The organism is Enterobacter cloacae complex sp. CDL013 (assembly GCF_049238805.1).
Classification (GTDB): domain Bacteria; phylum Pseudomonadota; class Gammaproteobacteria; order Enterobacterales; family Enterobacteriaceae; genus Enterobacter; species Enterobacter hormaechei_C.
Window position 1 is genome coordinate 202,134 of sequence record NZ_JBMKGT010000003.1, and the last position, 21,462, is coordinate 223,595.

Consider the following 21,462-nt stretch of genomic DNA (forward strand, 5'->3'; position numbering starts at 1 on the left):
TATTCTCCCTTGTCTTCGGAGACGTCCTTTTGTACCAGGATAAAATTCTTGTTCGCCATCTTGGGATACAGCCTTACGAGCCAGTCTCTCAGGCTATGCATGACTTTACCGATATACGCGATGACACCACCCCTGATGAAATCTGGCTGGTTGAACACATGCCGGTGTTTACTCAGGGCCAGGCAGGAAAAGCCGAACATTTATTGATGACGGGTGATATCCCGGTGATCCAGAGCGATCGCGGTGGACAGGTAACCTACCACGGCCCGGGCCAGCAGGTAATGTATGTCCTGCTTAACCTGAAACGCAGAAAACTGGGCGTACGTGAGCTCGTGACCTTACTGGAACAGACCGTGGTGAACACGCTCGCTGAGTACGGTATCGACGCTCATCCTCGCGCCGATGCCCCGGGCGTCTACGTGGGAGAGAAGAAAATCTGTTCGCTGGGGCTGCGTATCCGTAAAGGCTGCTCGTTCCACGGGCTGGCGCTGAATATCAATATGGATCTGACCCCTTTCCAGCGCATCAACCCATGCGGGTATGCGGGTATGGAAATGACGCAAATGCGCCAGTGGGTCGCTACCGCCACGCCTGAGAATATCCGCCCCGTGCTTCTGAAGAAGTTTTTAGCGCTGCTTAACAATCCTGACCACGAATATATTGCTGCTTAACACACTTCCGGCAGTGGTTCGGTTATTTGACCAGCCACTGCTTAATTGCCGCATTTACGCTTTACAATAAACCGCATATTCTATATTTTCGAGTCGCCCATATATTAGCGTCCCATATTAATTAGAACCTTAATAGTACCATCACCGGGTATCGTGTAACGTGCGTGATAATCACCCAACTGCTTGTTTTCGATAAACAAGGGAAACTTACGAAACACTTTACGAATCTCTGCAAGCATAATAAATAAATTCAACTATCATTCATATTGTGAATGGATACGGAGTAAGAGCGTGGAGCCTACTAATTTACCAGCCAAACGCCTGAATGAAACCAGCGGCGAAGATAAGCCGCAAATTTTCCGGACTTTACGTAATATTGATCTCAATTTATTGACTATTTTTGAGGCGGTATATGTCCACAAAGGTATCGTTAATGCTGCGAAAATTCTTAATCTCACACCCTCTGCTATTAGCCAGTCAATTCAAAAATTGCGCGCGATATTTCCCGATCCCTTATTTATTCGTAAAGGCCAGGGCGTAACCCCCACCGCGTACGCAACCCATCTGCATGAGTACATCAGCCAGGGTCTGGAATCGATTCTGGGCGCGCTGGATCTCACCGGCAGTTACGATAAGCAACGAACCATCACCATAGGCACTTCTCCCTCTGTGGGCGTTCTGGTCATGCCCGCTATTTACCAGGCTGTTAAACAGCATGCGCCACAGCTGCTGATCCGCAATGTGCCCGTTAACGATCCGGAAACTCAGCTGGCGCAATTCCAGACGGACCTGATCATCGACAGCAACAGCTTCGCGGCCAGAGCATTAGGGCATAACGTTCTCTATACCGACTCTCTGGCGCTCGTTTGTCGTCAGAATCATCCTGTATTGAGCGCACCTTTGACGCCTGAAAATTTGCGTCATTACGAACATGCAACCTTTATGTCCGAGGGGCAGGGCCCGGATCCGCTGCGCCAGCGTATTGACGAACTGTTCCCGGACCGTCTGATCAGCTTCAGCAGTTACAATATGTTTACCCTCGCGGCCCTGATTGGCAGCAGCGATTTGCTCTGTATTATGCCTGTGCGTCTCTTCGCTTTACTTCAAAAATGCTGGCCGCTGGAGAGCATTCCATTGAGTCAACTTACGACGGAATCTGTTGAAATCTCACTGCATTACAACAAGCTAAGCCTGCGCGATCCGGTGCTGGAAAACGTCATTAACGTGATCCGCCAGGCTTTCTGATCCCGCCTTTCAGCGCAAGCCCCTGCCGCAAGCGGGGCAAAAGGCACAAAACAACAACTATTTTACAAATTGGCGACCTGGCAGGCTGCTTTATCGCCCCTTTAAATGATATACTGCCTGTCGTTCGTTCAAAAATAGTTGATAATTACAACATTCCCTTGAATTGAAACGCTTTCCTTCGATATTCGCAACTGGAACACGCACGCTATGAGTAAACCCATTGTGATGGAACGCGGTGTTAAATACCGCGATGCCGATAAAATGGCCCTTATCCCGGTTAAAAACGTGGCTACAGAGCGCGAGGCGCTGTTAAGAAAACCGGAATGGATGAAAATCAAACTTCCGGCCGACTCTTCGCGTATCCAGGGGATCAAAGCGGCGATGCGCAAAAATGGTCTTCACTCTGTCTGTGAAGAGGCCTCGTGCCCTAACCTTGCTGAATGTTTCAATCACGGTACCGCGACATTTATGATTCTGGGTGCCATCTGCACCCGCCGCTGTCCGTTCTGTGACGTTGCCCATGGCCGTCCCGTTGCGCCAGACGCTAACGAACCGCAAAAACTGGCGCAGACGATTGCCGATATGGCGCTGCGTTATGTTGTTATTACCTCCGTTGACCGTGACGATCTGCGCGATGGCGGTGCTCAGCATTTTGCTGACTGTATTACCGCCATCCGCGAAAAAAGCCCGAACATTAAGATTGAGACGCTGGTGCCGGATTTCCGTGGCCGTATGGATCGCGCGCTCGATATCCTGACCGCGACGCCACCAGACGTGTTCAACCACAACCTGGAGAACGTACCGCGTATCTACCGTCAGGTACGTCCCGGTGCAGACTACAACTGGTCGCTGAAGCTGCTGGAACGCTTTAAAGAAGCCCATCCGCATATTCCAACCAAGTCTGGTCTGATGGTCGGCCTGGGTGAAACCAACGCTGAGATCATTGAAGTGATGCGCGATCTGCGCCGCCACGGCGTCACCATGCTGACGCTGGGCCAGTACCTCCAGCCAAGCCGTCACCACCTGCCTGTACAGCGTTACGTAAGCCCGGATGAGTTCGATGAAATGAAAGCCGAAGCGATGGCGATGGGCTTTACCCATGCCGCGTGCGGTCCGTTTGTTCGCTCCTCTTATCACGCCGATATGCAGGCGAAGGGCGAAGAAGTGAAATAAAGCTGTAAAATTTATTTACAGTAAAACAAAAAACCGGCCTCGTGAGCCGGTTTTTTTATGCAAGCCTTGCAGCATTGCCATTACTCTTTGTGTGAAAGCTTCTGTGCAGTGATGTCATCTTCGGCACTTTTCTTCGCTGCCGCGTCGTCATCGTTCATTGCTTTCTTAAAGCCCTTAATGGCAGCACCCAGGTCTCCACCCAGCGTGCGTAACTTCTTGGTACCGAACAGCAGGACGACCAGTGCGGCAACCACCAGCAGTTTGGTAATACTAATCTCACCCATAAATACCTTCTTTACATGAAACAGGCTGCATTCCGCCAAAAAACCTGAACGTATTAACGGTCATTTGGCGCGTGCACACAATAGCAATCTGTAACAAGGTGAATCAAGCATTGTTGAAAAAAACATCACATTAATTGCGGTGGCGCAAACCTGCGGTTGCGCAGAACAGGTAATTGCTGCCGCGCAAGCGCTATTCGGGCTGAAATTATCTCCGTCAGCAATAACGCAGGCGTCTCCGCTGCCGCAACAACCGTCACCCCCAGCGGATCGACAACCCTGCTCTGCCCAATATTTTTGTTACCACATTCACCCGCGGCTACCACGTAACAGGTGGTATCCAGCGCGCGTGCTGCCAGCAGCGTCGCCCAGTGATGCTCCTTAAGCGGTCCTTTGACCCACGCGGCGGGCAGAACCAGCACCTCCGCCCCCTGCAATGCCAGGTTCAGCGCCAGCTCGGGAAAACGGATATCGTAGCAGGTCATCAGGCCAACCTTAAAACCCTCCACCTCAATCAGCGGCGGAATTACACTCCCCGGATCGACCAGGCGCGACTCCTGAACGCTGAACGCATCATACAGATGAAGTTTGGCGTAGCTCGCGACAATGGCACCCTCACGTATCGCCACCAGCGTGTTCACCGCGCGCCCCGGCGAGGACGGAATATGGACCGTCAATATCGTGGTGAGCGCGCTGCCAACGCTTTCGGCCAGCAGTCGTTTCAGAAACGCCCCTTCCAGCGTTTGCGCAGACTTTACCGACAGGTCCGGATCGCCATCATCACGGGCCAGTAACGCCTCGGGAAGTACCAGCAACGACGCCCCCTTTTGCTTCGCCGCATGCATCAGGGAGACGCATTTTTCCGCGTTTTCATTCCAGTCCGGCGTCACCGCGAACTGCCCTACTGCAACATACATAATTGTCTCCCGGTCAAAAACAGCGTTACACTCGACGCACTTACACAGCAAATAGCAGGTACTGACAGTGTTACAACTACTTATAGCCGTTTTTATTGGTGGAGGCACGGGTAGCGTTGCGCGGTGGCTCTTAAGCATGCGGTTTAACCCTCTGCATCAGGCCATTCCGATGGGGACACTGGCGGCAAATCTGATCGGGGCGTTTATTATTGGGATGGGGCTGGCCTGGTTTAATCGCATGACCAACATCGACCCTATGTGGAAGGTTCTGATTACAACCGGTTTCTGCGGCGGCTTAACAACGTTTTCTACCTTCTCTGCGGAGGTGGTGTTTCTGTTTCAGGAAGGCCGGGTGGGCTGGGCGCTGACGAACATTGCCGTTAACATGCTTGGCTCGTTTGCGATGACTGCGATCGCATTCTGGTTATTTTCCTCCGCCAGCGGACATTAAGCACGGCAACCTTAATGTTGGCTTAATTTTTCTCTGTCACTCTTGGCTCAATATTGAACGAGGGTGATAGCATGAAAGAAAATCTCTTAGGCGCAGGTATGGTATTGCTAAGCGTCGCGATCGTCGCCAGCTTCCTGAAGATCTATCTTATCGGTTGATTCAGAACGAAAAAAACCCGCTCATTGAGCGGGTTTTGAAATTCTTGCTGACGCGTCTGAATTACAGAGCGATTACGTTAGCAGCAGAAGGGCCTTTGGCACCGTTAGTGATTTCGAACTCTACGCGCTGACCTTCAGCCAGAGTTTTGAAACCATTAGACTGGATTGCAGAGAAGTGTACGAACACGTCTTTGCTGCCATCTTCAGGAGTAATGAAACCGAATCCTTTGGACTCATTAAACCACTTAACGTTACCTTTAATCTTAGACATCAAAATTACCTTTACATTAAAAAACGACACAAATGCTGTGTCGGGTATCAGTACAACAATTGTGAGGCGTTTTGTCCAGCGGATCTTTGATAAAAAGTGACAAAAGTCGCGTTAATTTTCGCTGTCCGATTTTTATCCTTTACATTTTAATGTCTGTGCATTTTTTGGCCGATTTAGCAGAAAAATTCAGTTAAAACTGAAACCGCATCCAGGCAAAGTAAACGTTACCGTTGTTATACGTACCCGGTATGTAGGTCATCTGAAACGTCGCCGGACCGTAACCAATGGAGGCAAGCGGCAGCAGTACCGGAACAGGAATGTATTTCCAGTTATCACGCGCCGTAAACCCTGCCGTATAGCCCAGCCCGAGACGGAAGTTGTCGTCTGATAACGGACGCCAGGTTTTTTCCCAGCCGTAACCGCCAATAGGCTCCCATTTATTGTAGGAGTCCTTAAACGCCATCAGGTACAGGCCATGCCAGTTACCTTTTTCATCCCAGCGAGACTGACCGAAGCCGGCCCCCCACGGACGTTCGTTATAACGGTCTGTTTTTTCTTTATCGTAGGCGAAACGTGCATGCCACGTAATGGCCGGAATATAGAGATCGTAATGCTCAGGTTCATTCCATGTTTGCGCGACGTTATCCGTGAAGGTGGTGAACCAGCCTTTATCCGCTGTATTGCTGTCTGCATTAACAGCAGACGCACACGATAACTGCCCAATAATAAACAACAAAATCAGGGGGAATTTAATTCGTACAATCACAATGCCATTACCATATTTAGTATTCGGTGCAGACCTTAACACAGAATACTTGAATGAACGCTTAACAGCATGGGTGTTATTCCTAATTACCATCCCGTTCCTGGGAATAATCTGAGGATACATAAACTGCATGCCTGAATAAGCACATGCAGTTGACATATTTAACGTTGATGTAACAATTTGTAGAGTGCGGGAATAACTAACATCGACAATAACGGTGCCGTTACCATGCCACCAATCATCGGCGCGGCAATACGTTGCATCACCTCCGAGCCACTCCCACTCCCCCACATGATGGGCAGCAGTCCTGCCATAATAGTGGCGACCGTCATCACCTTCGGACGCACGCGCAGCACGGCACCTTCGTGGATCGCCCGCATCAGCACCGTATTTCCCCCTTCTGGCTCCAGCCTGTGATATTTATCGATCGCATGATTCAAATAAAGAACCATAATTACGCCGAATTCTGCCGCCACTCCGGAAAGGGCGATAAAGCCAACGGCCCCCGCCACTGACAAATTATATTCAAGCAGCCACAATAACCACACGCCCCCAATAAGCGCGAACGGCAATGCCCCCATTATTATCAGGACATTTGATATCCGCCTGAAGGTTAACCATAAAAGGACGAATATAATCATCAGCGTGACAGGTAAAACTATTTTGAGCCTCGCGGTCGCCCGTTCCAGATATTCAAACTGCCCGGACCAGGAGAGAGACACGCCCTGCGGCAATACCACCTTCTCCTCCACCCGTTTTTGCATTTCATCCACGGCGGACTTCAGATCGCGCCCGCGCAAGTCAACATAGATCCAGCTGGAAAGGCGCGCGTTTTCACTTTTTAGCATCGGTGGGCCTTCCGTCACGACGATATCGGCCAATTCCCCCAGCGCCACCTGGCTACCGCTGGCGGTCACTACCGGCAACACCCGCAACGCGTCGACGTTATCACGCAAATCGCGGGGATAACGCAGGTTGATGGGATACCGCTCGCGTCCCTGGATCACCTCGCCAATGTTATCGCCCCCGACCAGCGTGGAGACCAGGCTTTGCAGTTCATCGACGGAAACGCCGTAGCGCGCGGCTTTTTGCCGATCGATACGAATATCCACGTAGCGTCCGCCTTCCAGACGCTCCGCCAGCGCAGAGGAGACGCCAGGAACGTCCTTCACCACCTGCTCAATCTGCCGGGCCACACGCTCAATGTCGGCAATATTATTGCCGTTCACCTTAATGCCGACCGGGCTTTTGATCCCGGTTGCCAGCATGTCCAGACGGTTACGGACAGGCGGCACCCACACATTGGCAATGCCCGGCAGCGACACGGTTTTATCGAGCTCCTCCACCAGCTTTTGCGGCGTCATTCCTGGCCGCCACTGCTCGCGGGGCTTAAAGTGGATGGTTGTTTCCAGCATGGTTAATGGCGCGGGATCGGTTGCCGACTCTGCCCGACCGGCTTTGCCAAACACGCTCGCCACCTCCGGGACGCTTTTGATCAAGCGGTCCGTCTGCTGAAGCAGCCGTGATGCCTCGCGAGCAGAGATCCCCGGCAGCGTGGAGGGCATATAGAGTAAATCTCCTTCATCCAGCGGCGGCATAAATTCGCTTCCCAGGCGGCTCAGCGGCCAGAGCGTGGCGATCAGCAGCAGACATGCCAGTGCCAGCGTCGTTTTCGGGAAGGTCAGTACCTTGTCCAGCAGCGGCTCATACAGGCGGATCAGGAGGCGGTTGATCGGGTTTGCCTTCTCATCCGGGATTTTCCCGCGAATGAAAAAGCCCATTAGCACCGGCACCAGGGTGATCCCAAGCCCGGCGGCCACGGCCATCGACCAGGTTTTGGTGAACGCCAGCGGCGAGAACATTCTCCCCTCCTGCGCTTCCAGCGAAAAAACCGGTATAAATGACAGCGTGATGATTAACAGGCTGCAAAACAGCGCCGGTCCCACTTCAACCGCCGCCTTTTCCGCCAGACGCCAGTATTCCCCCGGCGCGGGCTCCTTGCCCGGATTATCATGCCGCCACTGCTCCAGCACCTTGTGCATGTTTTCAATCATCACAATTGCGGCATCCACCATCGCCCCGATGGCAATGGCGATCCCGCCGAGCGACATCATATTCGCGTTAATGCCCTGATAGTGCATCACCACAAAAGCCCCGAGGATCCCCAGCGGCAGAGAGACCATCGCCACCAGCGCGGAGCGCAGGTGGAACAGGAACAGCGCACACACCAGTACCACCACGGCAAACTCTTCGAGCAGCTTGTGCGTCAGCGTTTTGACCGAGTCCTCAATCAGCGTGGAACGATCGTAGACCGGAACAATCTCGACGCCCTGCGGCAGCGTTTTTTGCAGCTCGCTCAGTTTCGCTTTTACCGCGCGAAGGGTTTCCAGCGCGTTCTGCCCGTAGCGCATCACGATTACGCCGCCAGCAACCTCCCCTTCACCGTTAAGCTCCGCCACACCCCGGCGGATCTCCGGGCCAATGCCAATGGTGGCGACATCTTTCAGCAGGACAGGTACGCCATCGCGGGTGGCGATCACCACATTGCGAAAATCCTCCAGCGAGCGCAAATAGCCCGTTGTCCGCACCATATACTCCGCTTCACCCATCTCCAGCAGGGCGCCGCCGCTCTCCTTATTGGCGGCCTGCACCGCGCCGGATAGCTGGCTGTGGGTAATATTCAGCGCGCGCATTTTCGCCGGGTCCGCCACGATCTGATACTGACGCACCATTCCGCCAATACTTGCCACCTCAGATACATTCGGTACCGTCTTAAGCTCGAACTTAAGCGTCCAGTCCTGTAGGGCCCGCAGATCTGCCAGGCTGTGTTTTCCACTACGGTCGATCAGTGCATATTCGTAGATCCAGCCGACGCCCGTCGCATCCGGCCCCAGCGACACCTTCACGCCCGGCGGAAACTGCGCCTGTACCTGGCTTAAATATTCCAGCACCCGGGATCGCGCCCAGTAGAGATCGGTGCCATCCTCAAACAGCACATACACATAAGCGTCACCAAACATTGAAAAACCGCGCACGGTTTTGGCGCCCGGCACAGACAACATGGAGGTTGTCAGCGGCCAGGTCACCTGATCTTCAATCACCTGCGGCGCTTTCCCGGGGTAACTCGCTTTGATAATGACCTGCACATCAGACAGATCGGGCAACGCGTCCAGCGGCGCGCGCTGCACCGCCCACCAGCCCCAGCTGGCCATCATCAGTGCGGCCAGGATCACCAGCAGGCGGTTACGCAACGAGGCGCGAATCACAGCGGCAATCATGGCGTCACCTCCGGCATCACGCTACGCAGGCTGGCTTCGGAATCAATGAGGAATTGCCCGGACGTCACCACCTTATCGCCCTCTTTGACCCCGGACAGGATCGCCGTCCAGCCCTGCGCCGTCAGGCCGGTTGTCACCGTCACAGGCCGGAAATAACCGTCCCCGCTAGCCAGCAGCAGACGCGCAGACTCTCCGCTGTTAATCACCGCCTCTTCCGGCACCGCCAGCACCGGCGGGCCTTTCATCTCTTCCGCACGCCTGACGGAGAGGTACATGCCCGGCTTCAGCTTATGTGCGGAATTTTCCAGCACGATACGGGCTTTCAGGGTTCGCGTGGTCGTCTCCATCTGCGGCAGCAATTCGCTGACCGTGCCGTGGAATTGCTCCCCCGGCCAGCTTTCTGACGTTGCGACCACGTTGCTGCCCACTGCCAGAGACTGCGCCTGCGTTTGCGGGTAATCGACCACCAGCCAGACCGGATCGAGCCTGGCGATCTCAAACAGCGGCGCCGTTGCGGTGATTTGCGCCCCTTCCCGCACGTCCAGCTTCACCACATACCCCGCCCGGTCAGCGCGCAGGGTGAGCGTGGTCTGCGGCTTACCGCTACGCTCCAGCAAACGAATGACCTCTTCCGGCATAAACTGCAACGCCAGCCGCTCGCGTGCGGCGCGGGTCAATGCGGCATCGCCAAGCTGACGAACCGCGAGATACTCCTGCTGGGCGGTGGTCCACTGCGGGATCCACAGTTGCGCCAGCGCCTCTCCGGCTTTCACCTGCTGCTGCGGCGCATTAACAAACAATTTTGACACCACGCCATTGGCCGGGGCTGACACCACCGAGACGTTACGTTCATCCGTTGCAACCGTGGCAAAGGCCGAGAACGGCGAAACCAGCTGGCGCATCTCAACGTTGGCGGTTTTCATCCCCAGGTTTTGCTGCTGTTGAGTGCTGATGGCCACGCCTGACGCCGCCTGTGCTTCATCGGCGTAGCGCGGGACCAGATCCATATCCATAAAGGGGGATTTACCCGGCTTATCGAAGCGCTGACCGGGCACCATAGGGTCGTACCAGTAAAGCACCTTACGTTCAGAGGGTTGTGCAGCCGCAGCCGGCTGATGCGTCTGCTTCTTTCCGACAAAATAGCCGCCAGCGGCAGCTATCGCGATGGCAATCGCCATTAACGTTGTTTTTTTCATTGCGCCAGCTCCTGCGGGATCAGCCAGTTCACGGCAGCCCAGGTTCGCGCCATTTCGCGCTCCGCCTGGTTCACCGCCAGTTCCGTATCCAGTACGCCACGACGCGCCTCCAGCAGGGCCGGAAGCGCCGACTGTCCAGAGCGATATTGCGCCGTCAGTACCGCCAGCCGTTGACGCTGCAACGGTAGTACCTCGTCCCGCTGTCGCTGCCACACCGTTTGCGCAGCCTGATACTGCGCCACCAGCGTTTGCACCTGGGCAATGTGTTCGCGCTTGAGCAGCGTCAGTTGATCCACCGCCTGCATAGAGCGGGAAACATCGGCGGCGTAATCCTTGTCCTGACGTTTTGACTGGAACAGTGGCAGATCCACGCTAAACATCACGCCAGCCATATCGTCATAGCCTTCAGCGCGGTGGGCGTAATAGACCTCCACATCCACATCGGGTATCGCCGCCACGGCAGATTGCGCTGAACGCGCTTTCGCGGTCTCTGCTTCACGTCGCGCGGCCTCCACTTCCGGGTGCCTGACGATCCCCTCCTGCAACGTTTTTTCATTGGCAGGAAGACGCTGATAACGCGGCAGCGGACCGCGAACCTCCGTTATAGCGTGCCCCGTTAGCTCCAGCAGGCGGCTTTGCGCCAGCTGCACATCCCGCTGCGCCAGCGTCTCTTTGTCGCGCATGGCGCTGAGGATCATTTGCAGGGCCAGTACGCTGTCCGGCATTGCGCTTCCCGCCCCGACGCTCGCCTTCTGCACGCCGCGCTGACGTTCCGTTTCACGGACCAGCGTTCTGGCCGTGTTCAGTGCCTGCTGGGCCAGCGCCAGATCCAGCCAGGCCTGGGCGGTATCACGCTGAAGCGCGGCGCGGACGGCTTCGGATTTTGCCAGCACGCTTCGCGCCTGCGCCTGAAAGGTCTGCGCTTTACGTTCCCGCTTCTCTGAGCTGACGTAGCTTTGCATGATGCCAACCTTCTGCATGGTCATCCCTTCGCGCGTCAGCCGCCGATCGTTGCTGCCCTGTACCGGCACGTTTTCGATACCGAATTTCAGTTTTGGGTCAGGTAATTGCGTGGCGGAATCCGCCATCGCATCCAGCGCCTGCGCTTCGTTACGGCTGGCGGAGAGTTCTGCTGAGTAGCGCTGGGCTTCGGTCAGGGTGTGTTCGAGCGTCCACGGCTCCGCCTGCGCGGCGGAGGTTAACAGGCCGAACAACACCCCACCGAGCCACAGGCTCAGTGTGTGTTGTTTCATGGTGACCTCGCTTAGCGCGCTGGCGTCAGCGAGATAATCTGGAAACCGTCACCCGCACGCTCAAGCGTGAAGGTCACCTCATCCCCCGGTTTGGTGCCATTCAGCGTGGCACCGGCAGATAAAGTAAACGGCATGGTCATCGCTGACCATTTGAGTTCCGGTATGGCCTCGTGCCGGAGCATGACGGCGCTGTCAGAGATCGACTGAACCACGCCGCGGCCCTGCCAGGTCTGGTTTGCCTGAACGGTATAAGAAGCGAAAGAGACGGACGCGCCAACCAGCGCGGAAAGGAATACGGTACGCATGATAAAACTCCTGTTAAACGTTAAGTAAATAAAATCAACGAATTAACAGGTTTTTACTCCCGAAACCGGCAATAGCGGATCGTTGCCGGCGGCCCCACAGCAGGAGGGGTAACGGACCACGCAGAATGGCTTGCAGACGAGCACTCTGGGGTCGTTAAGGTCAGGGTCATGGCGGCAGGCAGCGCCACCAGATGCGGCTGGGCAGGATCTTTTTGTACCTGATCCGGCACACAATGTTTTTCACACAGCGGTGAAGCACCGGCAGCATAATGCGGCCCCGGTTGCGCCATCATCTCCATGTGCTGGATAGTGGCCACCTCACCGCGCAAATCCATTGAACATTGATGGGAGGCGACGGCCACCTGAGTCTGGATCAACAGCCAGCCAAACGCCAGCAAAAACATCAGCAGATGTTTTTTGATAAAGCGCAGGCGATATGTCCAGCTGGCGTGCATATTCAGATCGTCGGACAGGAGAAAGTGAACCGAGTATAAGCAGGCAAAAGAATGAAAGAGAAGTGGTTTTAAAGAGATTTACGTTTTAAATCGATTGTCGACAAGTAATACTCAAAACCTTAACACTTCACCATCAATTTAATGACATATAATATCTATTCATCAGGTCAATAACGTCTTAATATAAATGACGCAGGGCTAGCAAAAATATCGTCATCAGTGACTTTAGTAGTCTCTTTCTTGATTTTAATCAGCAAGGACTGGACATTTATTCGGCACATTTCAGCTTCTTTTTTATTGATTATTTGTCTCTCGGGCAGCAAGGAAACAGGGGAAATCATGCTTACTTTTCTCGAACTCCTCATTGGAGTCGTGGTCATTGTCGGTGTAGCACGCTACATCATTAAAGGTTACTCAGCCACCGGCGTGCTATTTGTCGGCGGCCTGACGCTGCTGATCATTAGCGCGCTAATGGGTCATCAGGTTTTACCCGCCAGCGAAGCCAGTACCGGATATACCGCTACCGATATTGTGGAATATATAAAAATTCTGCTGATGAGCCGCGGCGGCGATCTGGGCATGATGATCATGATGCTCTGCGGATTTGCTGCCTATATGACCCATATCGGCGCGAATGATATGGTGGTAAAGCTGGCTTCTAAGCCGCTGCAATATATTAACTCCCCCTATCTGCTGATGGTCGCGGCCTATTTCCTGGCCTGTCTGATGTCATTAGCCGTTTCCTCAGCAACGGGCCTTGGCGTGCTGTTAATGGCAACGTTGTTCCCGGTAATGGTTAACGTCGGGATCAGCCGTGGTGCAGCGGCGGCTATTTGCGCCTCTCCGGCGGCGATTATTCTCTCCCCTACTTCCGGTGACGTAGTGCTGGCCGCGAAAGCCGCGGAAATGTCGCTAATTGACTTCGCCTTCAAAACCACACTGCCGATCTCCATCACCGCTATTCTCGGCATGGGCGTGGCGCATTTCTTCTGGCAGCGCTATCTCGATAAGAAAGAGAACGTCAGCCACGAAATGATGGACGTCAGCGAAATCACCACTACCGCCCCGGCGTTTTATTCCATCCTGCCCTTCACGCCGATTATTGGCGTGCTTATTTTCGACGGCAAATGGGGCCCGCAGCTGCACATCATCACTATCCTGGTGATCTGTATGCTGCTGGCGGCCATCCTGGAGTTCGTTCGTGGTTTTAACACCCAGAAAGTGTTCACGGGTCTGGAAGTAGCCTTCCGCGGTATGGCGGATGCCTTCGCGGGCGTGGTGATGCTGCTGGTTGCCGCGGGGGTGTTTGCCCAGGGGCTGAGCACCATCGGCTTTATTCAGAGCCTGATCTCTATCGCCACCTCGTTCGGCTCGGCCAGCATTATCCTGATGCTGGTGCTGGTGGTGCTGACCATGCTGGCGGCGATGACCACCGGCTCCGGTAACGCGCCGTTCTACGCCTTTGTTGAGATGATCCCTAAGCTGGCACACTCCTCCGGCATCAACCCAGCTTACCTGTCCATTCCAATGCTTCAGGCCTCCAACCTGGGTCGTACCATTTCTCCGGTATCGGGCGTGGTGGTTGCGGTTGCGGGGATGGCGAAAATCTCTCCGTTTGAAGTGGTAAAACGCACGTCAGTGCCGGTGCTGGTTGGCCTGATTATCGTTATTATCGCCACCGAAGTACTGGTTCCCGGCGCTGCCTAAGCGAAATTCCTGATTTCCAAAAAGCGCCTGCGGGCGCTTTTTGTGCTTTAATAACCCCCAGAAATTAATCGCGCCCAACCAATCAGGAAAGCAAATGTTCAGGAAGGATATCGTTATCCCGTCTGGCGCAGTAGCGCTTGCACTCTGTGTCTTCTCAATTCAGGCAGATCCGCTTAAGCCAACCCAGTACGGCGATTTCGATCGCTACGTTCTGGCCCTTTCCTGGCAAACCGGATTTTGCCAGAGCATGGTCGAACGTAACCGTGACGAACCGGAAGAGTGTCGCCTGCAAAAAGAGAGCAGCAACAAAACCGATTTTCTGACCGTCCACGGCTTATGGCCAGCATTGCCGAAATCGATTGCCGCTCGCGGAGTGGATGAACGCCGCTGGATGCGCTTCGGCTGCGCCACTCGTCCGGTTCCGAATATGCCGGAAGCAAAAGCCAGCCGCAAATGTGACGCCGCAGAGACCGGACTATCGCTAACGGGCGCGGCGAAGCTGAACAGCGTGATGCCCGGCGCGGGCGGCAACTCCTGCCTTGAACGTTATGAATACGCGAAACACGGCGTCTGCTTTGGTTTTGATCCCGACGCTTACTTCGGCACCATGGTGCGCATGAACCAGGAAGTGAAGCACAGCGCGGCAGGAAAATTTCTGGCGGAAAACTATGGCAAAAGCGTCCGCCGCAGCGACTTCGATGCAGCCGTGGCCAAAAGCTGGGGAAAACAGAGCGTAAAAGCGTTCAAGCTTACCTGCCACGGCAATCCGGCTTATCTGACCGAAATGCAGATCTCGCTGAACGCCAGCACCATCAACAACCCACTCTCTGCCGGCTCCTTTGCGCCACAGCCGCATCCGGGCAACTGCGGCAAACAGTTTGTCATTGATAAAGCCGGTTACTGATGCTGCGCCGGGCAACTTTTTGCCCGGTTTTTCATCGGCTTCCGTGATATGACGATTAACCTCACACTTCCGCTCACACGCATCATTTTTCCAGCAAAAGCATTATTAATCTGGTAAACATCACTGAAACCTCCCCGTCATAATCGTGGCGTTATCTACAGGAGGAATTTCACATGGCTAAAAAACTGATTGCACTGTGCGCCTGCCCGATGGGCCTGGCACATACCTTCATGGCAGCCCAGGCGCTGGAAGACGCGGCGACGGAAGCCGGTTATGAGGTAAAAATTGAAACCCAGGGCGCGGACGGGATCCAGAATCGCCTGACCCCGCAGGATATTGCCGACGCTGACATTATCATCCACGCCATCGCGATCACCCCGGAAGACAATGAACGCTTCGAAACGCGCGACGTGTATGAGATTACGCTTCAGGACGCCATTAAAAACGCGGCAGGCACCCTGAAAGAGATCGAAGAGATGATTGCAGCAGAACAATAATAATCTTCACATCCAGGGGTTTTCGTCATGGCTATTAAAAAACGCAGCGCGGTTCGCCCGAACAGTCACGAGGGTGACACACTTGCCATCAAATCCGCACCGGTTGCCGCCGGTGCGTCTTTCTGGAAAGAGCTTCCACAGCACATTATGTCGGGGATATCCCGCATGGTGCCAACACTTATCATGGGCGGGGTTATCCTCGCCATTTCACAGCTTATCGCCTACGTCTGGCTGGAGATCCCGCCTGACACCGGTATTCTCGACGCGCTTAACTCAGGCAAATTCACCGGTTTCAATCTCTCGCTATTGAAATTTGGCTATCTGACTGAATCGTTCGGCGGGCTGCTGTTCAGCTTCGCCATCCCAATGTTTGCCGCCTTTGTCGCCAACTCTATCGGCGGAAAACTGGCCTTCCCGGCCGGGTTTATTGGTGGCCTTGTCGCCACGCAGCCGACGCTGGTGCTGAACTTTGATGCGGAAAAACTGACCTGGCTTGCCACCAAACCCGTGCCCTCCACGTTTATTGGCGCACTGATTATCGCCATAGCCGCAGGCTATCTGGTCAAATGGCTGAATAGCCGCATTAACGTTCCACAGTATCTGCTGGCCTTTAAAAGCACCTTTCTGATCCCAATCCTCTCGGCGCTGTTTGTGATGCTGGCGATGTATTACATCATCACGCCGATTGGCGGCTGGCTGAATGCAGGTATGCGGACCGTACTGCTGGCGGCGGGTCAGGCGGGCTCCATGATGTACGCCATCGGGATGGCGGCGGCCACGGCGATTGATCTTGGCGGCCCCATTAACAAAGCGGCGGGATTTGTTGGCCTGGGGCTGACAACCGATCATGTCCTGCCCATCACCTCCCGCGCCGTGGCGATTGTTATTCCGCCCATTGGTCTGGGGCTGGCCACGCTGATTGACCATCGTCTGACCGGCAAACGCCTGTTTAGTCCGCAGCTTTATCCGCAAGGCAAAACGGCCATGTTCCTCGCCTTTATGGGCATCAGTGAAGGGGCCATCCCGTTCCTGCTGGAAAATCCGCTTGCGACGCTGCCGGCGTATATGGCGGGCGCGATCGCCGGTGCAATGACCGCCACCGCGCTCGGTGCCGTGCAGTGGTTCCCTGAATCGGCGATCTGGGCGTGGCCGCTGGTCACCAATCTGGGGGCGTACATGCTCAGTATTGTGGTCGGGGCGGCGATCACCGCGCTGTTGGTAGTGATTATTCGTAACAGTCTGCACAAGCGCGGGAAACTCGCTATCGACACGCTGTAACGGGGTGAACCATGGAATTACTGAGAAGGCTTCGTGCCTGGCTGGCTGCGGAAAAACTGGACGGCGTGCTCATCTCTTCGCGCCAGAATAAACAGCCGCACCTGGGCATTTCAACCGGTTCGGGCTATGTGCTGGTGACACAAACCGCGGCACATATCCTGGTGGATTTCCGTTACTACAGCGATATCGCTTCACGAGCGGCGGGCTATGAGATGCACCTGCTTAACACGGAGAACCCGTTTGCGCAGGCGGTGAACCAGATTATTGCGAAGGAAGCTCTCACCCGTCTTGGCTTTGAGGGTGAATACGTGAGCTGGCAAACAGGCGTGCTGTGGCGCGATACGCTGAATACCGCCCTTTGCAGCACCTCGCTTGACGCGCTGCGGCAGATAAAAACCGCTGACGAAATCGACCGTATCCGTGCAGCATGCGGCATTGCCGACCGCGCCGCACAGCACATCCGGCGTTTCATTCAGCCCGGTATGCGCGAACGTGAAGTCGCTGCCGAGCTGGAGTGGTTTATGAAGCAGGAGGGCGCGGACAAGCCCTCTTTCGACACCATTGTCGCCAGCGGGCCGCGCGGTGCGCTGCCCCACGGCAAAGCCTCTGACAAAGTGATTATGCCTGGCGAGATGATCACCCTTGATTTCGGCGCCCAACACCAGGGGTATTGCTCGGATATGACAAGGACCTTTCTTGTCGCCGGGCAAAACACGCCGCCGGAGGAACACCCTCTCTATGCGGTGTACCAGATCGTTCTGGCGGCACAACAGGCAGCTATTGATGCCATCCGCCCCGGCGTTTCCTGTCATCAGATCGATAGCGCCGCACGTTCCGTGATTGAACGTGCAGGTTACGGTCCGCAGTTCGGGCATAACACCGGCCATGCCATTGGTATTGATGTTCATGAAAATCCACGTTTTTCCCCTACCGACCGCACCCCGTTGCAGCCCGGCATGGTGCTGACCGTTGAGCCGGGGATCTACCTTGAACACCTGGGCGGGGTACGAATTGAAGATGTGGTGCTGGTGACGGAAACGGGCGCCGAGGTGCTTTATAACCTCGACAAACGGCTATTGCTGACGGGAGAACAAGAGTGGACAGAGATTTACTGCGCGCCCTGAGCGAAGCAGACGCCATTGCGGCCTCAGAGCAAGAGGTGCGCGACATCCTGCTCAGTGAGGCGCAAAAATACCATAAAGAGGTTCAGTTTGATGGGCTGGGTTCCGTGCTTATCCGCGTCAACCAGAGCCGGGGCCCGAAGGTGATGGTCTGCGCCCATATGGATGAAGTCGGTTTTATGGTGCGTAGCGTCTCGCGCGAAGGGGCCATTGATGTCCTGCCCATCGGCAACGTGCGCATGATGGCCCGTACCCTTCAGCCGGTGCGCATCACCACGCGTAACGGGGAAAAAATACCGGGACTGCTGGATGGGGATCTGAAAGGAGAAAACGTTGACAATTTGCGTGTCGACATTGGCGCGACGTCGGCGGAGGAGGTGTTCGCCGCCGGTATCGACGCAGGCGACCGCGTGACGTTCGATACACCCTTTCAGACCCTTCCACACAATCGGGTGATGGGTAAAGCCTTCGACGATCGTCTCGGCTGTTACCTGCTGATTGCGCTGCTGCGCGAGCTGCACCAGACGCCGCTCGACTGCGAGCTTTGGCTGGTGGCCAGCTCAAGTGAAGAGGTCGGCCTGCGCGGCGGCCAGACCGCCACGCGCGCCATTCATCCTGATATCGCGCTGGTGCTGGATACCGCCTGCTGGTCAAAAAATTTCGATTATGGCAGCGCCAACCATCGCCAGATCGGTGCGGGCCCGATGCTGGTGCTGTACGACAAAACGCTCATCGCCCCAGCCAAACTGATTGCGCTGGCTGAGACGATCGCGCGCTCGCAGGGGATCCCGCTGCAAAAAGACATGTTCAGCAACGGCGGAACGGACGGCGGGGCGATCCATCTCTTCGGCACTGGCGTGCCGACTCTTGTGCTTGGTCCCCCTACCCGACACGGGCACTGCGCGGCATCCATTGCCGACGAAAAAGACATTCATCACACCCAACAACTGCTTGTCGCGCTTGTGGCAGGCATGAACCGTGAGACCGTGGATCATCTGACGGACTTCAGATGCTGATCTCACGCGGCCAGGAGGAAGTATGCTTTCAATTGAATTTTTCTGCCCACTGCCCAACGGCCTGCATGCGCGTCCGGCCTGGGCGTTAAAAGAGCAGTGCAGCGCATGGCGCAGCGACATCCGTTTTATCAACAGACGGCTTCACACTCACGCGGATGCCAAAAGCTCGCTGGCGCTGATCAGTACCGGTACGCTGTTTAATGACAGCTGCGTGCTGGAAATTAACGGCAGCGACGAGGAGCAGGCCCGACGCGTGCTGGAGGCGTATCTCACCGGCGCGTTTATCGACAGCGACAGTATTCCCTCCGGCGACGCGCCGCACGTTGCGCATCCCCTGCCCCGCTCGCTTGTAAGGCTTGCTCCCCATCTTCAGCACGGCATTACGCTCGCCAGTGGCATCGGGGCTGGCACTCTGCGAGGCTGGCAGAGCGATAACCTCAAACGTTATTGTCAGATCCCCGCCTCGCCGGAAGATATTACCCGCCTGGAACACAGCCTGGCGACGCTGGCCGAACGGCTCAACCACCGCCTGCGCGGGCTCGACGGCGAGAGTAAAACCATTCTCAGCGCGCATCTTTCACTGATCCAGGATGAGGAGTTTGGCGGCACCATACGCCGACTGATCGCCGAGGAGCGGCTAAGCCTTGCGGAGGCGATCATTCGTAATATGGAGCTGATCTGCGACAAGCTGTCACTCTCCGCCAGCGATTACCTGCGTGAACGCGTCAGCGATATTCGCGACATCAGCGAGCAGCTTCTTAACATTACCTGGCCGGAGTTGCAGCAAACCTCCGCATTCACCCTTAGCGCCCCCACCATTCTGGTGGCGGAAGATCTGACGCCCAGCCAGTTTCTCAGCCTCGACACGCAGTACCTGAAAGGCATGGTGCTTGAAAAAACAGGCCGGACGTCGCATACGCTGATCCTGGCACGCGCGGCCTCCGTGCCTGTGCTGAGTGGTTTAACGGTCGCCTCACTGGCGCCGTTGATGGGAAAAGAGGTCATTCTGGACGGCATCTGTAGCGTGCTGGTCGTTGAACCCAACGACGCGGTGAATGATTACTACAGCGTGGCGCAGCGCCTTGCCGACCGACGCCACCAGCAGCAGATTAAAGATGCGGGTCTTCCAGCGCTCACCCGCGACAACGTACCGGTAGAGATTGCCGCCAACATCGGCAGCGCGCTGGAAGCGCCCGGGGCGTTTACCTGCGGCGCGCAGGGTATCGGGCTGTTTCGCACTGAAATGCTGTATATGGACAGAGACACCGCGCCGGACGAGCAGGAGCAATTCGAAGCCTATCAGCAGGTGCTGCTCTCCGCGCAGGGCAAGCCGGTCATCTTTCGCACAATGGACATCGGCGGCGATAAGCAGATCCCTTACCTGAACATTCCCCAGGAAGAAAACCCGTTCCTCGGCTATCGCGCCGTTCGCATTTATCCCGAATTTGCCGATCTCTTCCGCACCCAACTGCGCGCGATCTTACGCGCAGGCGCAAGCGGCAATGCGCTGTTGATGATCCCGATGGTGCACAGCCTCGATCAGATTTTATGGATCAAACAGGAGCTGCAAAACGTTCGTGACGCCCTGGCCTCACAGGGGTTACGTCACACCGCGCGCCTGCCGCTGGGGATCATGGTTGAAGTGCCTTCAGTCTGCTTTATCATCGATCACTTCTGCGAAGAGGTGGATTTCTTCAGTATCGGCTCGAACGATATGACTCAGTATCTCTACGCTGTCGATCGCAACAACCCGCGCGTTTCGGGGCTGTATAACCCCATCACACCGTCTTTTTTACGCATGGTTCGCCAGATCGTCACCGCAGCGCATCGTCACGGGAAATGGGTCGGCATTTGCGGGGAACTTGGCGGAGAGCAGCGCTACCTCCCTCTTCTGCTTGGGCTGGGCTTAGATGAGTTCAGCATGAGCGGGCCGCGCATCCCTGCGGTAAAAACCCAGTTGCGTCAGCTGGACATGGCGACCTGCCGGGCGCTGGCAGATAAGGCCTGCGACAGCCGCAGCGCAGAGGAGATTGAAGCCCTGCTGGCGGATTTCACACCGGAAGCGCCGCCGCGTCCATTGCTGGCGCTGGAGACTATCGTGGTCAATGAGCCGCTGACCTCAAAAGAGCAGGTGCTTCAATTCTTATGCGGAAATCTTGCGATTCATGGCAGGACCGAAAACCCGCTCGAGCTTGAAGAAGATCTCTGGCAGCGCGAAGAGATTGTCACTACCGCCGTCGGGTTTGGCGTGGCGATCCCTCACACCAAATCGCAATGGATACGCCATTCCAGCATCAGCATTGCCCGTCTGGACAAGGCGATTGACTGGGAGTCGGATTTGGGCGACGTCGAGCTGGTGATCATGCTGACGCTCGGCGCTCAGGAAGGGATTAATCACGTGAAGGTCTTTTCCCAGCTGGCGCGGAAGCTGGTCAATAAAACATTTCGCGAGTCGCTGTTTGCAGCAACGACGCCGCAAAGTATCCTGGATCTGTTGAACGCTGAAATCACGTTCTGAC

The 21,462-nt window shown here is 55.5% G+C and carries 20 protein-coding genes; 11 read left to right on the top strand and 9 right to left on the bottom strand.

Translation table 11 applies throughout. The features are described 5' to 3' along the window. Positions 1-29 precede the first annotated feature (29 nt). From lipB to lipA, 3 genes are all read left to right on the top strand, one after another. Entirely contained in the window at positions 30-671 is a 642-nt protein-coding gene (lipB, locus tag ACOTXD_RS06715; protein WP_126501141.1) for a lipoyl(octanoyl) transferase LipB, read from the top strand. A gap of 291 nt (positions 672-962) precedes the next feature. After that, positions 963-1,916, top strand: coding sequence for a YbeF family transcriptional regulator (locus ACOTXD_RS06720; RefSeq protein WP_023315623.1), 954 nt, complete (start codon positions 963-965; stop codon positions 1,914-1,916). A 207-nt stretch (positions 1,917-2,123) separates the two neighbouring features. Further along, the gene (gene lipA / locus ACOTXD_RS06725) at positions 2,124-3,089 is read left to right on the top strand and encodes a lipoyl synthase (RefSeq protein WP_006809637.1); all 966 of its coding nucleotides are present in this window, start codon (positions 2,124-2,126) and stop codon (positions 3,087-3,089) included. 80 nt (positions 3,090-3,169) lie between these two features. Here the strand turns inward: lipA and tatE are convergent, their stop codons facing one another. Beyond that, positions 3,170-3,373 (bottom strand): twin-arginine translocase subunit TatE, encoded by a 204-nt coding sequence (gene tatE / locus ACOTXD_RS06730; RefSeq protein ID WP_003858723.1) that lies wholly within the window; start codon positions 3,371-3,373, stop codon positions 3,170-3,172. Positions 3,374-3,498: 125 nt separating this feature from the next. Further along, positions 3,499-4,287 carry a deaminated glutathione amidase gene (locus ACOTXD_RS06735; protein WP_050870439.1) on the bottom strand — a complete coding sequence of 263 codons (789 nt, stop codon included), beginning with the start codon at positions 4,285-4,287 and terminating at the stop codon, positions 3,499-3,501. A 67-nt stretch (positions 4,288-4,354) separates the two neighbouring features. On the opposite strand from ACOTXD_RS06735, the gene crcB reads away from it, so the two are divergent. Beyond that, a complete protein-coding gene (gene crcB / locus ACOTXD_RS06740) occupies positions 4,355-4,738 on the top strand; it encodes a fluoride efflux transporter CrcB (RefSeq protein ID WP_061855895.1) in 384 nt (127 codons plus the stop codon). 219 nt (positions 4,739-4,957) lie between these two features. Here crcB and cspE read toward each other — a convergent pair whose 3' ends face one another. From cspE to ACOTXD_RS06775, 7 genes are all read right to left on the bottom strand, one after another. Further along, the gene (gene cspE / locus ACOTXD_RS06745) at positions 4,958-5,167 is read right to left on the bottom strand and encodes a transcription antiterminator/RNA stability regulator CspE (protein WP_002439184.1); all 210 of its coding nucleotides are present in this window, start codon (positions 5,165-5,167) and stop codon (positions 4,958-4,960) included. Positions 5,168-5,357: 190 nt separating this feature from the next. Then, the gene (gene pagP / locus ACOTXD_RS06750) at positions 5,358-5,933 is read right to left on the bottom strand and encodes a lipid IV(A) palmitoyltransferase PagP (RefSeq protein WP_045342250.1); all 576 of its coding nucleotides are present in this window, start codon (positions 5,931-5,933) and stop codon (positions 5,358-5,360) included. A 161-nt stretch (positions 5,934-6,094) separates the two neighbouring features. Next, entirely contained in the window at positions 6,095-9,211 is a 3,117-nt protein-coding gene (locus ACOTXD_RS06755; RefSeq protein ID WP_061855896.1) for an efflux RND transporter permease subunit, read from the bottom strand. Beyond that, on the bottom strand, positions 9,208-10,407 hold the full coding sequence (locus tag ACOTXD_RS06760) for an efflux RND transporter periplasmic adaptor subunit (RefSeq protein ID WP_061855897.1): 1,200 nt from the start codon (positions 10,405-10,407) through the stop codon (positions 9,208-9,210). Before ACOTXD_RS06760 ends, ACOTXD_RS06755 begins: the two co-directional genes overlap by 4 nt. Continuing rightward, complete coding sequence (locus tag ACOTXD_RS06765) at positions 10,404-11,660, bottom strand: TolC family protein (protein WP_045335816.1); 1,257 nt, start codon at positions 11,658-11,660, stop codon at positions 10,404-10,406. The genes ACOTXD_RS06760 and ACOTXD_RS06765 overlap by 4 nt, the downstream gene beginning before the upstream one ends. A gap of 11 nt (positions 11,661-11,671) precedes the next feature. Next, positions 11,672-11,965 carry a copper-binding protein gene (locus ACOTXD_RS06770; RefSeq protein WP_032608845.1) on the bottom strand — a complete coding sequence of 98 codons (294 nt, stop codon included), beginning with the start codon at positions 11,963-11,965 and terminating at the stop codon, positions 11,672-11,674. A gap of 53 nt (positions 11,966-12,018) precedes the next feature. Then, positions 12,019-12,420 carry a hypothetical protein gene (locus tag ACOTXD_RS06775; RefSeq protein WP_032657570.1) on the bottom strand — a complete coding sequence of 134 codons (402 nt, stop codon included), beginning with the start codon at positions 12,418-12,420 and terminating at the stop codon, positions 12,019-12,021. Positions 12,421-12,759: 339 nt separating this feature from the next. On the opposite strand from ACOTXD_RS06775, the gene dcuC reads away from it, so the two are divergent. The 7 genes from dcuC (at position 12,760) to ptsP (ending at position 21,461) form a co-directional block, all read left to right on the top strand. Next, entirely contained in the window at positions 12,760-14,127 is a 1,368-nt protein-coding gene (dcuC, locus tag ACOTXD_RS06780) for an anaerobic C4-dicarboxylate transporter DcuC (protein WP_017382481.1), read from the top strand. A 94-nt stretch (positions 14,128-14,221) separates the two neighbouring features. Further along, positions 14,222-15,031: a ribonuclease I gene (rna, locus tag ACOTXD_RS06785; RefSeq protein WP_023324308.1), complete on the top strand. Its 810-nt coding sequence runs from the start codon at positions 14,222-14,224 to the stop codon at positions 15,029-15,031. A 173-nt stretch (positions 15,032-15,204) separates the two neighbouring features. Further along, positions 15,205-15,528: a PTS fructose transporter subunit IIB gene (locus tag ACOTXD_RS06790; protein ID WP_017382483.1), complete on the top strand. Its 324-nt coding sequence runs from the start codon at positions 15,205-15,207 to the stop codon at positions 15,526-15,528. Between the two features lie 27 nt (positions 15,529-15,555). After that, a complete protein-coding gene (locus ACOTXD_RS06795) occupies positions 15,556-16,806 on the top strand; it encodes a PTS fructose transporter subunit IIC (protein ID WP_045342256.1) in 1,251 nt (416 codons plus the stop codon). An 11-nt stretch (positions 16,807-16,817) separates the two neighbouring features. Further along, positions 16,818-17,930, top strand: coding sequence for an aminopeptidase (ypdF, locus tag ACOTXD_RS06800; RefSeq protein WP_126501140.1), 1,113 nt, complete (start codon positions 16,818-16,820; stop codon positions 17,928-17,930). Further along, positions 17,903-18,943: an aminopeptidase gene (gene ypdE, locus ACOTXD_RS06805; protein WP_023315611.1), complete on the top strand. Its 1,041-nt coding sequence runs from the start codon at positions 17,903-17,905 to the stop codon at positions 18,941-18,943. Before ypdF ends, ypdE begins: the two co-directional genes overlap by 28 nt. 22 nt (positions 18,944-18,965) lie before the next feature. Beyond that, entirely contained in the window at positions 18,966-21,461 is a 2,496-nt protein-coding gene (gene ptsP, locus ACOTXD_RS06810) for a phosphoenolpyruvate--protein phosphotransferase (protein ID WP_061855899.1), read from the top strand. Position 21,462 lies beyond the last annotated feature (1 nt).